At 62.4% G+C, this 12,241-nt stretch carries 11 protein-coding genes; 8 read left to right on the top strand and 3 right to left on the bottom strand.

Annotation, left to right across the window (positions count from 1 at the left end):
• The first annotated feature begins 207 nt into the window (after positions 1-207).
• The 3 genes from ACROHD_RS05745 (at position 208) to ACROHD_RS05755 (ending at position 3,495) form a co-directional block, all read left to right on the top strand.
• The gene (locus ACROHD_RS05745; protein WP_432676405.1) at positions 208-2,181 is read left to right on the top strand and encodes a heme lyase CcmF/NrfE family subunit; all 1,974 of its coding nucleotides are present in this window, start codon (positions 208-210) and stop codon (positions 2,179-2,181) included.
• Positions 2,178-2,639, top strand: coding sequence for a cytochrome c-type biogenesis protein (locus ACROHD_RS05750; RefSeq protein WP_432676406.1), 462 nt, complete (start codon positions 2,178-2,180; stop codon positions 2,637-2,639). Before ACROHD_RS05745 ends, ACROHD_RS05750 begins: the two co-directional genes overlap by 4 nt.
• A gap of 79 nt (positions 2,640-2,718) precedes the next feature.
• Positions 2,719-3,495 (top strand): enoyl-CoA hydratase-related protein, encoded by a 777-nt coding sequence (locus tag ACROHD_RS05755; protein WP_432676407.1) that lies wholly within the window; start codon positions 2,719-2,721, stop codon positions 3,493-3,495.
• Between the two features lie 85 nt (positions 3,496-3,580).
• Here ACROHD_RS05755 and ACROHD_RS05760 read toward each other — a convergent pair whose 3' ends face one another.
• Genes ACROHD_RS05760 through ccmI form a run of 3 tightly spaced genes read right to left on the bottom strand, consistent with a single transcriptional unit; the run spans position 3,581 to position 5,570 of the window.
• Positions 3,581-3,817: a DUF1289 domain-containing protein gene (locus ACROHD_RS05760; protein ID WP_432676408.1), complete on the bottom strand. Its 237-nt coding sequence runs from the start codon at positions 3,815-3,817 to the stop codon at positions 3,581-3,583.
• On the bottom strand, positions 3,814-4,293 hold the full coding sequence (gene ruvX, locus ACROHD_RS05765) for a Holliday junction resolvase RuvX (protein ID WP_432676409.1): 480 nt from the start codon (positions 4,291-4,293) through the stop codon (positions 3,814-3,816). Before ruvX ends, ACROHD_RS05760 begins: the two co-directional genes overlap by 4 nt.
• Complete coding sequence (ccmI, locus tag ACROHD_RS05770) at positions 4,290-5,570, bottom strand: c-type cytochrome biogenesis protein CcmI (RefSeq protein WP_432676410.1); 1,281 nt, start codon at positions 5,568-5,570, stop codon at positions 4,290-4,292. Before ccmI ends, ruvX begins: the two co-directional genes overlap by 4 nt.
• Positions 5,571-5,761: 191 nt before the next feature.
• Here ccmI and ACROHD_RS05775 point away from each other — a divergent pair, with 191 nt between their 5' ends.
• From ACROHD_RS05775 to ACROHD_RS05795, 5 genes are all read left to right on the top strand, one after another.
• Entirely contained in the window at positions 5,762-7,006 is a 1,245-nt protein-coding gene (locus ACROHD_RS05775) for a sarcosine oxidase subunit beta family protein (protein ID WP_432676411.1), read from the top strand.
• A gap of 376 nt (positions 7,007-7,382) precedes the next feature.
• The gene (locus tag ACROHD_RS05780) at positions 7,383-7,706 is read left to right on the top strand and encodes a sarcosine oxidase subunit delta (RefSeq protein ID WP_432676412.1); all 324 of its coding nucleotides are present in this window, start codon (positions 7,383-7,385) and stop codon (positions 7,704-7,706) included.
• Entirely contained in the window at positions 7,703-10,714 is a 3,012-nt protein-coding gene (locus ACROHD_RS05785) for a sarcosine oxidase subunit alpha family protein (RefSeq protein WP_432676413.1), read from the top strand. The genes ACROHD_RS05780 and ACROHD_RS05785 overlap by 4 nt, the downstream gene beginning before the upstream one ends.
• Entirely contained in the window at positions 10,707-11,270 is a 564-nt protein-coding gene (locus ACROHD_RS05790; RefSeq protein ID WP_432676414.1) for a sarcosine oxidase subunit gamma, read from the top strand. The genes ACROHD_RS05785 and ACROHD_RS05790 overlap by 8 nt, the downstream gene beginning before the upstream one ends.
• 275 nt (positions 11,271-11,545) lie before the next feature.
• Positions 11,546-12,151 (top strand): superoxide dismutase, encoded by a 606-nt coding sequence (locus ACROHD_RS05795; RefSeq protein ID WP_432676415.1) that lies wholly within the window; start codon positions 11,546-11,548, stop codon positions 12,149-12,151.
• Positions 12,152-12,241: the final 90 nt, after the last annotated feature.

Below are 12,241 nucleotides of genomic sequence, written 5' to 3' on the forward strand. Positions count from 1 at the left end.
CGGGGGCGCTCGCCCGTGCCGTGCTGCCGCGAATGAGGGGCGCGGGCCGGGGCACAGAGGGTGCGGCTGCGCCAGGTGGTGCGGGCGGTTGTCTCCGGCGGAAGCAGTTGAGCCAAGACGAAGACCACTGCGTCAGGCGGTCACGGAGACGTGGGAAGATACCGGTTACACTTGGCGGTCGGACGCTGCTGGACTAGGTTGCCTGTCATGATCGTAGAACTCGGACATTTCGCCCTCATCCTCGCCTTTGCCGTGTCCATCTTCCAGATGGTCGTGCCGCTTGTCGGTGCGCACAAAGGCTGGCCTGAATGGATGGCCGCCGCTGCCCCCGCCGCGAGCGCGCAATTCCTTCTGACGGCTGTCAGCTTCGGCGCGCTGACCATTGCTTTCGTGACCTCCGATTTCTCGGTGGCACTGGTAACCGCGAACTCGCACACGCTGAAACCGCTTCTCTACAAGATCACCGGGGTATGGGGGAACCATGAGGGTTCCCTGCTGCTGTGGGTTGTTATCCTGAGCCTTTTCGGGGCCATGGCGGCCTGGTTTGGCGGCAATCTGCCGCCAAGCCTGCGTGCTCGTGTTCTTGGGGTGCAAAGCAGCATCGGCGTGGCTTTCTTTGCCTTCATCCTTTTCACCTCGAACCCGTTTCTGCGGCTGGAATCGCCGCCAATGAACGGGGGAGACCTGAATCCGCTGTTGCAGGATCCCGGCTTGGCCTTCCATCCGCCGTTCCTGTACCTCGGCTATGTGGGCCTTTCCATGGCCTTTTCCTTTGCCGTGGCGGCGCTGCTGGAAGGCCGCGTGGATGCCGCCTGGGGCCGGTGGGTGCGGCCCTGGACTTTGGCGGCCTGGCTCTTTCTGACGATCGGCATCGGGCTTGGGTCCTGGTGGGCCTATTACGAGCTTGGCTGGGGTGGGTTCTGGTTCTGGGACCCGGTGGAAAACGCGAGCTTCATGCCCTGGCTAATTTCGGCGGCCCTGCTGCATTCGGCCATCGTGGTTGAAAAGCGCGAGGCGCTGAAAAGCTGGACGATCCTGCTGGCGATCCTGGCGTTCGGCTTTTCGCTCATCGGTACCTTTATTGTGCGTTCCGGCGTTCTTACCTCGGTCCATGCCTTTGCAAATGACCCCGAGCGCGGTGTGTTCATCCTGCTGATCCTGGCGTTCTTCATGGGGGGGGCATTCCTTCTCTTCGCCCTGCGGGCAGGGGCGATGGAAGCCAAGGGCGTGTTCGGGCTGGTCAGTCGCGAAAGCGCCCTGGTGCTGAACAACCTGCTCCTGGCGGTGTCCTGTTTTGTGGTGTTCATCGGGACGATCTGGCCGCTGTTGGCCGAAATGTTCTTTGACCGCACCTTGTCCGTGGGACCGCCTTTCTTCAATGCTGCCTTCTCTCCCTTTGTTTTCGTGCTGGCCGTGGTGCTGCCTATCGGGGCGGTGATGCCTTGGAAGCGCGCGTCGATCGGACGGGCGGCGAAGCAGATGATGCCAGCGGCGGTGCTTGCCGTGGCGGGCGGTCTTTTGGCCTATGCGATCTTCACTGGGCATTCTGCCATTGGTCCGGTCTTTATCGGTCTGGCGGTCTGGCTGGTCGTAGGCTCTGTGACGGATTTGTTTAGCCGCACCGGGCGGGGTTCATTTTCTGGGCGTCTGGCGCGTCTGACACGCCTGCCGCGGGCGGATTGGGGCAAGGCGGTTGCACATGCGGGCTTTGGCCTGACGCTTTTTGGTGTTGCCGCGCTGACCACTTACGAATCCGAGGATATCCGTATTGCCCGATTGGGAGAGACATATGCGGTTGGGCCCTATGAGATCACCCTGACAGGCGTTCGTGAACATGAAGGGCCAAACTATGTGGCGCTTATGGGCACGGTAGAGGTGGCGCGGAATGACGCTGTGATTGCAACCTTGCATCCAGAGCGGCGGTTCTATCCGGTTGCCGGAATGCCGACGACAGAAGCCGCCATCGACGGGGGCTTTACCCGGGACGTCTATGTGGTTCTGGGGGAGCCGCAACAGGGCGGCTTTGCCCTGCGCACCTATATCAAGCCCTGGGCGAACTGGATCTGGGGCGGGTCGATCATCATGGCGCTCGGCGGACTCTTGTCGCTTACGGACCGGCGTTATCGTGTTGCGGCAGGCGCGCGGCGTCAGGCTGAACCGAAAGGGGTGCCCGCCGAATGAAGCGGTTTCTACTGATTCTGTGCATGCTGGCGTCGCCCCTATGGGCCGTGGAACCTGACGAGATGCTGTCTGACCCGGCCCTGGAGGCGCGGGCGCGGGAAATTTCTTCGGGTCTGCGTTGTCTGGTTTGCCGCAATGAATCGATCGACGAAAGCCACGCGGATCTGGCGCGCGATTTGCGCTTGTTGGTGCGTGAACGGCTGGTCGAGGGCGATAGCAACACAGAGGTCGTTGACTATGTCGTGGAACGCTACGGCGAATACGTACTGCTCCGGCCAACGGCGACCGGGGCGAACCTGCTGCTATGGCTTGCAGGCCCCGCAATGGCGTTGATCGGGATGGGTATGGCATTGGCCTATCTGCGTCGCCAGTCGCGGCGCAAGGCAGAGGGTGAAGCCACGTCTGCAGCACTGAGTGACGCGGAACAGGCGCGGTTGAATGAGATCATGAAAGACTGACGCTGCGTTGCCCTTCCGGTCGGGCGCCTGCCGCCCTACCTGAGAAGGCGGACGCAGACGATCGAGGGAATCTACTGCCATGGACTATTTGACCATCTCCAGCGATCTGCATGACGGGATCGCCGTTATCACCCTGCGCCGCCCGGATGTGATGAATTCCCTCAATACCCAAATGCGCGCGGAACTGTGCCACGCAGTGCAGGAGGCAGGGCACGTCGCTCGGGTTGCCGTGATCACCGGCGAGGGGCGGGCGTTTTCCGCAGGGCAAGATCTGGGAGATACCGGCAATCTCAATGACCTGAACCTCGAAAAACTGTTGCGGGACGAATACTCGCCGATTTTGCGCGCAATTGCCGAGGCACCTATTCCGGTAATTGCGGCGGTGAATGGTGTGGCCGCCGGGGCCGGTGCCAATATTGCCTTGGCCTGCGACGTCGTGATCGCGGCGGAAAGTGCGTCTTTCATGCAGGCTTTCTCCAAGATCGGACTGATCCCGGATGCTGGCGGCACTTACGCGCTGCCTCGCAAGGTCGGGTTTGCCAAGGCCATGGGGCTGGCGCTGTTTGCAGAGAAGGTGAGCGCGCGCGAGGCCGATGAGATGGGGCTGATCTGGGAAGCGGTGGATGACGCGAGTTTTGAGGCGCATTGGCGGGCACGGGCGCAACATCTGGCAAGCGGCCCGACGCAGGCGTTTTCACGGATCAAGCAGGCGCTGCGGGCAAGTCTTGGGAATGACCTTGAAGATCAGCTGATGCTGGAGGCCAGGCTACAAGGCCAGGCAGGCAAGACGCGCGATTTCAAAGAAGGTGTGCTGGCGTTTCTGGAAAAGCGACCGGCGCGATTCGAGGGGCGCTAGAACAGGGCGCGGGGAAGGCTTTTGAAAAAGCCTTATAAGGATCTTGCAAGATCCTTCCACCGCAGAACCCAAAGCGTTGGTTCTGCTAGAGCCCGCGCTTCAGGCGAGCCGCACGACCGCCACGGCGCTTCTGGATGAGGCTCTGGCGCGCGGGAAGCTCGGCCATGATGCGGCTGCGATCTTCGGGCGACATGCGGCTCCAGGCCCCGATCTCATCGATGGACCGCAGACAGCCAGTGCAGAGCCGCGCCTCGGGATGCACGACGCAGATCTTCACGCACGGGCTTTGAATCTCGTCGCGTTTCCAGACCTGATCTGTCATTCGCCGGCACCTTTCAGATGTGCCAGCCTGTCCAGCACCCCTTGCAGGATAAACCCGGCCGCCACATGGTCGATCACCTCTGCGCGACGTTTTCGGGACGTATCCGCCTCTAACAGCGCTCTTTCGGCGGCAACGGTGGACAGGCGCTCGTCCCAGAAGGTGATTGGCATGTCCACCAATCGATCCAGATTGCGGGCAAAGGCGCGGGTTGCCTGGGCGCGCGGCCCCTCGGTGCCATCCATGTTCATCGGCAAGCCAAGCACCAGCCCGCCGACCGACCTATGCGTCAGGATCTTCTGCAACGCAGCCGCGTCCTGAGTGAACTTCACCCGGCGAATGGTTTCCAGCGGCGTCGACACGCTCAGGAAAGGATCGGATACGGCCACGCCGATGGTCTTGGTCCCAAGATCCAGCCCGGCAAGGGCGCGCATGGCGGGAAGGGCGGCGGCAAATTCCGCGATATCCTCAAAGATCACTCTGACGGCTCCCGCAGGGGCGCATCGGCGGGCAAGGGAATGTCGCCACCCGCGTCAAGCGGCGCGCCCGCTTCGCGGATAATCTCCAGCGCCGCATCCGATTGGGCAAAAGCGGACAGAGCCTCCTGATAAATGGGGCGCGCCCGCTCTGGCTGCCCCAGAACGATATAGGCCGAGATCAGCCGCGCCCATTCTTCGGGCGTGCCGCCCTCGTTGGCCAAACGCTCCGACAGACCCGCAACCATGCTTTCGATCATCGACTGACGGTCTTCTGCCGACATCTCGCTGGCGGCTTCGATATCTTCAGCCGTCGGGCCGGGCTGGTTCGGCAGAGGCGGCTGCGGCAGTAGCTCGACCGAAATGTCATCCCCTGCCATTGCGGCGACAAGCTCGATCTGTTCGCGAATGGCCGGCAGCCAGGGCGCGTCTGGATCGCTATCGGCAAGCAGGTTGCGCCAGATCGGATAGCCCAGGTCAGGCCGGCCCTGCTGCGCATACATCAGACCGACATAGTAGCGCGCTGCGCCGTTCATGCGGTCTTCCTGCAAGACGCTGTTCAGCAGTGCCTCTGCCTCGGGCGAAACATAGCCACCAGCGGCAAGGAACATCATCTCCGCCAGATCCAGCCGGTGCTGCGCGGTCGCCTCATCGCCCAATACTTCGATCAGATGCGCCTGTGCGGTCCGGGCGGCAACATAGTTTCCGACACGCGCTTCCTCGAAGGCCAACAGGCGCAGCCCTTCGGGCTCATCAGGGTGTGTTTCCATCGCTGCCCGCAAATCCGCCACAAGTTCCGCGCGGCGCGGATCGGGGTCTTCGCGGGTCACTTGCGGAACGCCAGCCTCTGCCTCCAACTGCGAGGGACGGGCGGCACGCGCCTCTTCCACAAGGGAAATCCGTGTCTCAATCGGCAGGTCAGGATAGTTGGGTGCGCCGATCAGACGGTAAAGCCCGAAGGCCCCTGCGATCACTACGACGACACCCACGACAATGGCGATGCGCTGCGGGCGACCGGCATGGGTGCCAGCCGTCTCCGCTTGCAACGCCCGATCTGCCTCCAGCACCCTGCGGGCCACTTCGGTGCGCGTGCGCTCTGCCTCGTCCTCGGTCAGAACCCCGCGGGCCAGATCCTTGTCAATTTCGCGCAGCTGGTCGCGATAGACTTGCAGGTCATAGGCCGCCGCCGGATCGGTATCGTCGCGCGACCGCCAGGCCGCGATCACAAGCGCGCCGCCTATCAAAAGCGACAACAGCCCTGTGAGCATCCAAAAACCCATGATCCCTCCGCGCGATAGCTTCCCGACACATCTATACATAGCGAGCGTTCACCAAAAGACCCAAACGGTTCCGAAAAGCGGCACAGCCCTGCGCGCCTTGTCGCATTTTCCATGCGAAATGCCGCCGGGGGGTGGACCAGATCGGGCGCAATCCAGCATGTAGTCTGGGCACGCAGCCGTCGGGGATTACCATGCGCCGTTATTCCGCCTTTGCCATCGCCCGCGAAGCCGCCCGCTACCATCAGGGATGGGAACGGGCCTGGGCCTCGCCCGAACCGAAAAAGTCTTACGATGCGATCATCGTGGGGGCAGGGGGGCATGGGCTCGCCACTGCATTTTATCTTGGCAAGAATTTCGGCATCACCAATGTGGCGGTGATCGAAAAGGGCTGGCTTGGCGGCGGCAATACGGGCCGCAACACCACCATCATCCGCTCGAACTATCTGCAGGACGCCTCGGCCGCGATCTATGAAAAGGCGCGTGGTCTCTATGAGACGATGAGCCAGGACCTGAACTACAACGTCATGTTCAGCCCGCGCGGCGTCATCATGCTGGCCCAGACCCATCACGAGGTGCGCGGCTACCAACGCACGGCCCATGCGAATGCGCTGCAGGGTGTGAAGACCGAGTTCATCTCGCCGCAGCGCGTCAAGGAAATCGTGCCGATCATCAATCTCGACGGCCCCCGCTACCCGGTTCTGGGAGGTCTCTGGCAGGCGCGCGGCGGCACCGCCCGGCATGATGCCGTGGCCTGGGGCTATGCGCGGGCCTGTTCCGACATGGGCATGGACATCATCCAGAAGACCGAAGTCACCGGCATCCGAAAGGAAAACGGCGCCGTTGTCGGCGTGGAAACCTCTCGCGGCTTCATTGGCACCAAGAAACTGGGCATCGTGGTTGCAGGCCATTCCGGCGTGCTGGCGGATATGGCGGGCTTCCGTCTGCCGGTTGAATCCGTGGCGCTACAGGCACTTGTCTCGGAACCCATCAAGCCCTGCATGGATTGCGTGGTGATGGCCAACACCGTGCATGGCTACATGAGCCAGTCCGACAAGGGTGAGATGGTCATCGGCGGCGGCGCGGACGGCTACAACAACTACACGCAGCGCGGGTCGTTCCACCATATCGAGGAAACCGTGCGCGCGCTGATCGAGACCTTCCCGATGATCAGCCGGTTGAAGCAGCTGCGCCAGTGGGGCGGGATCGTGGACATGACCGGCGACCGCTCGCCCATCCTGTCCAAGACCCCGGTGGAAGGCGTCTTCATCAACTGCGGATGGGGCACCGGCGGCTTCAAGGCGATCCCCGGCTCTGGCTGGGGTTTTGCCGAACTGATGGCGCGCGGCTACTCGCCGCTGACCGCAGAATTCGGCCTCAACCGCTTCAAGGAAGGCCGCTTCATCGACGAAAGCGTCGCGGCCGGGGTGGCGCACTGATGCTAGCCGGGTCCACCATTAGCATAGCCTTGCCCAGTACTTCGGGCAATTGCGGCGGGATCATTGCCCGAGCTTGGACTGTGCGGACTATGAATGCGAGGTGCCTGCGCCGCTCGTTTCTTGGCGCGCCTTACGAAAAAGAACGCGATAAACACCGTTGCTATCAACAAAATAGTCGCAAATGTGTTGGCCGTCATTGGCTTGAATCTCCCCGGCTTTTCGCAACTGCACGCCGTCTGATCCAGATGTCGTACAACCGGCGCAAAACCCAGACATCAACCGCAATGGCGGCCAGAATGAACAGAATGATCGCTAAAGGTCCCATACTCAAGAACATGGGCGTTGCGATGTCGCCTATCAAGAAGGAACTGGCACAATGCTGATCCTGGAATGCCCCTGCTGCGGCGTGATGGCCGATGAAACCGAGCTCGCTCCCGGTGGCGAGGCGCATCTGAAGCGCTACGGCCCCGGTTCCTCGGACGGAGACTTCGAAAGCTACCTCTTCCACCGCGCGAACCCCAAGGGCGTGCATTTTGAACGCTGGCGGCACGCGAATGGCTGCGGAAAGTGGTTCCTCGCGGCCCGCTGCACCAACACGCTGGAGGTCTTTGCCACCTATTCGGCCCAGACCCCGGAACCGCCCCAACACGTCATCGACGCCATCCGCGCCAAGCGCCCCGACTGGAGCATTGAGGCATGAGCACCCGTCTGTCTTCCGGCGGTCGCCTGATCGACCGCAGCGCCGCCCGCGACTTCACCTTCAACGGCAAGCGCTTCACCGGTTATGCCGGCGACACGCTGGCCTCGGCGCTTCTGGCCAACGGCCAGACGCTCATGGGCCGGTCCTTCAAATATCACCGCCCGCGCGGGGTCGTCGCCTCGGGCGCAGAGGAACCCAATGCGCTGATGGGCATCGGCAAGGGATCGCGGTTCGAGCCGAACCAGCGGGCTACCACGACCGAGCTTTTCGACGGGCTGGAGGCGGAAAGCCAGAACCACTGGCCGAGCCTGGAATTTGACGTGGGCGCCGTGAATAACAGCCTCTCGAAGTTCTTCCCGGCGGGGTTCTACTACAAGACTTTCATGTTCCCGCGTCCGGCGTGGAAGCACCTGTTTGAACCTATTGTTCGCCACTCCGCCGGTCTGGGTAAAGCGCCCAAGGATCGCGATGCGGATCGGTACGAGCATTTCTATGCCTTCGTCGATGTGATGATTGTGGGCGGCGGCATTGCCGGGCTGCAAGCGGCACTGACCGCAGGCGCATCGGGCGCGCGGGTGCTGTTGGTGGAACAGACAGCCCATTGGGGTGGCCGCGCACCGGTTGATGGGGTCGAGATCGACGGCCTGCTCGCCGATGAGTGGATCAAGAACGCCCTGCAAGCCCTTGAAGGAATGGAAAATGTTCGGGTGCGCAGCCGCACCATGGCCTCGGGCGTCTATGACCACGGCTATGTGCTGGCCTATGAACGTCTGACCGACCACGCGCCGGAAATGGACGGTCCGCGCCACCGTCTGTGGCGTATCCGCGCCAAGCAGGTGATCACCGCAACCGGCGCGCTGGAACGGCCCTTGTCCTTCGCGGGCAACGACATTCCCGGCGTTATGCTCGCCTCTGCCGTGCGCGATTATGTGGTGAACTGGGGTGTCAGCCCGGGCGACCGCACCGTGGTCGTGACCAATAATGACGACGCCTATCGCACGGCGCTGGCGCTACATCAGGCCGGTCTGGCCGTGCCTGCCATCGTCGATGCCCGCGCCACCGTCACGGGTGATCTGCCTCAGGCAGCGCGCGACGCAGGGATCCGGGTGCTGACTGGGACCGGCATCGCCTCGGTCAAGGGCAAGAAAGCCGTGACTGGCGTGACGCTCTGCGCGCAGGCAGGCGAAGGCGCCGTGACCGAGGAGATCGCCTGTGAAGCGGTCGCCATGTCTGGCGGCTGGTCGCCGGTGGTGCACCTGTGGTCCCATTGCGGCGGCAAGCTGACCTGGGACGCGGCGCAGGCCTGTTTCCGCCCGGATCACGACCGCGCGCCGACAAGCCATGACGGCAAGCCTTTCGTGACCGCAGCCGGTGCCGCCGATGGCGTGTTCGGGTCTGCGGATGCAATGGCCTCTGGCAGCGCGGCAGCCGTGTCTGTGGCTGAACTCCTTGGCCTGTCCGCGACGGCATCCGCCCCCTCGGCCAACGATCCGCACGAAACTCCGCTGGAGCCCGTCTGGATCATGCCGCAAGGCGCGGGTCCTGCAAAGCGCATGAAGATGTGGCTGGATTATCAGAACGACGTGAAGGTTTCCGACGTGCGGCTGGCTGCGCAGGAAGGCTATGAAAGCGTTGAGCATACCAAGCGCTACACCACGCTCGGCATGGCGACGGATCAAGGGAAGCTTAGTAATATCAACGGTCTGGCGACCCTTGCTGCGGCCCTGAACGATGAAATCCCGAATGTAGGGACCACCACCTTCCGACCGCCCTATACGCCCATTTCCATGGGTGCGATTGCAGGCGAGGCGCGCGGAGAGGTGTTCCAACCCCTGCGCCGCACGCCGATGCACGCATGGCACGAGGAACAGGGCGCCTATATGGAGCCCGTGGGCCACTGGCGCCGTCCTTATTGCTACCCGCGTGCGGGCGAAACCCACGAGCAGGCGGTGCATCGCGAGGTTCTGGCGACCCGCAACAGCCTTGGCCTGCTCGACGCCTCGACCCTCGGCAAGATCATCGTCAAGGGCCCCGATGCGGGCCGCTTCATGGATATGCTCTACACCAACATGATGAGCACCCTGAAGCCCGGCAAATGCCGCTATGGCCTGATGTGCAACGAAAACGGATTCCTGATGGATGACGGTGTCGTGGCGCGGATCGACGAGGACACCTTCCTTGTCCACACCACCTCGGGCGGGGCGGAGCACACCCATGCCCATATGGAAGACTGGCTGCAATGCGAATGGTGGGACTGGAAGGTTCACACCGTCAACGTGACCGAGCAATATGCGCAGGTTGCCGTGGTCGGCCCCAATGCGCGGAAACTGCTGGAAAAACTGGGCACCGACATGGATCTTTCCGCCGAGGCGCTGCCCTTCATGGGTTTTGCGACGGGCAAGATCGGCGGCTTTTCGACCCGCGTCTTCCGCATCTCCTTCTCGGGTGAACTTTCGTTCGAAATCGCCGTTCCCGCCAGTCAGGGCCGCGCCTTCTGGGACAAGCTGCATGAAGCGGGTGCCGAGTGGGATGCGACGGCCTATGGAACCGAGGCGCTGCATATCATGCGGGCCGAAAAGGGCTTCATCATGATCGGCGACGAAACCGACGGCACCGTGATCCCGCAGGATCTGGGGCTCGGTTGGGCGATCTCGAAGAAGAAAGAGGATTACCTGGGCAAGCGCGCGCAGGAGCGCAGCCACATGACCGACCCGACCCGCTGGAAACTGGTGGGGTTGGAAACGCTCGATGGGTCGGTGATCCCTGATGGATCCTATGCCGTGGCGGCGGGCACCAATGCCAACGGGCAAGGCAATACCCAGGGTCGGATCACCTCGACCTATCATTCGCCCACCTTGGGGCGCGGCATCGCCATGGGACTGGTTCTGAACGGGCCGGACCGGATGGGGGAAGTGATCGAGTTCAACAAGGTGGACGGCACTTTGGTGCCCGCGAAAATCGTGAACCCGGTGTTCTTTGACCCGGAGGGGGAGAAGCAGAATGTCTGACGTCAGTGCATTGATGGGCGCGGTGGCCGAAGGCCGGACACGCGTGGAAGAGGCGGGCCTTGCCGGTATGATCACCCTGCGTGGCGATCTTTCCGACACCAAGCTGATCGCAGCCGTAACCGGTTTGGCAGGCGCGGACATGCCCGGCCAGCGGGAAATCAAAACGGACGGTGACAAGGCCGTGGCCTGGATGTCGCGTGATGAGCTGCTGATCATGGTGCCGCATGAGGAAGCAGAGGCCGCCGTGGCAACGCTGTCCGACGCTCTTGCCGGGGAACATGCAACGGTGGCCAATGTCTCGGACGCAAGGGCGCTCTTCCGGGTGGAAGGCGCAGCTGCGCGCGAGGTGCTGGCCAAGCTGGTGCCGGTTGATCTGCACCCCTCCAGCTTCGGTCCAGGGGAAATGCGCCGCACGCGCATGGCGCAGGTGCCTGCTGCAATCTGGCAAAGCGGTGACGACCAGTTTTCGGTCATCTGCTTCCGCTCGGTCGCGCAATATGTGTTCGACTTGCTGGCGCTGTCTGCCAAGGACGGCGCAGAAGTCGGATACTTCTGACCTTTGCCACCGGGGGGAAGCGGTTTCGAAACCGCTTTTCCCACGCGCATTCCAATGCGCGTCAAAAGGGGCCTTCAAAGGCCCTTTTCAAATGGCGCTTCGAAGCGCCATTCCGGCCGCAACACAAACACGCCCGGCCTGCGCGGAATGAGCGGCGAGACCCGCTTCTCGCATATCTGCACAGGAAAAACCCGACCAAAACGCTTGACCAACCGAGGTTCCGGCATCAGGTAGAGGGTATCTGAATTCCCACGCGAACAAGAGGGGCCTTCACAATGGCTTTTGAACTTCCCGACCTTCCCTATGCACATGACGCTCTGGCCGATCTGGGCATGTCTGCCGAGACGCTGGAATACCACCATGACCTGCACCACAAAGCCTATGTCGACAATGGCAACAAGCTGATCGCCGGGACCGAGTGGGACGGCAAGTCGATGGAAGAGATCATCACCGGCACTTACAACGCCTCTGCCGTCGCGCAGAACGGCATCTTCAACAACATCAGCCAGCTTTGGAACCACAACCAGTTCTGGGAAATGATGGGCCCCGGCGAAAGTGCCATGCCCGGCGAGCTGGAAGCAGCGATCAACGAGAGCTTCGGTTCGGTCGATGAGTTCAAATCGCAATTCGCCGCCGCAGGCGCGGGTCAGTTCGGCTCTGGCTGGTGCTGGCTGGTGAAAAACGCCGACGGCTCGCTGGCTGTCACCAAGACCGAAAACGGCGTGAACCCGCTGTGCTTCGGCCAGACTGCTCTGCTTGGCTGTGACGTGTGGGAACATTCCTACTACATCGACTTCCGCAACAAGCGCCCGGCCTATCTGGACAACTTCCTCAACAAGCTGGTGAACTGGGAAAACGTGGCAGCCCGTCTGGCTGGCTAAGCGTTCTCTTTGACACGCTGATGCGATTGAACCCGTCGGTGATCCTCACCGGCGGGTTTTTCTGTACGAGCCGGAATGCCGCTGCTGCTT

Origin of the sequence: Nioella aestuarii (genome assembly GCF_050896395.1) — a bacterium.
GTDB lineage: Bacteria > Pseudomonadota > Alphaproteobacteria > Rhodobacterales > Rhodobacteraceae > Nioella > Nioella aestuarii.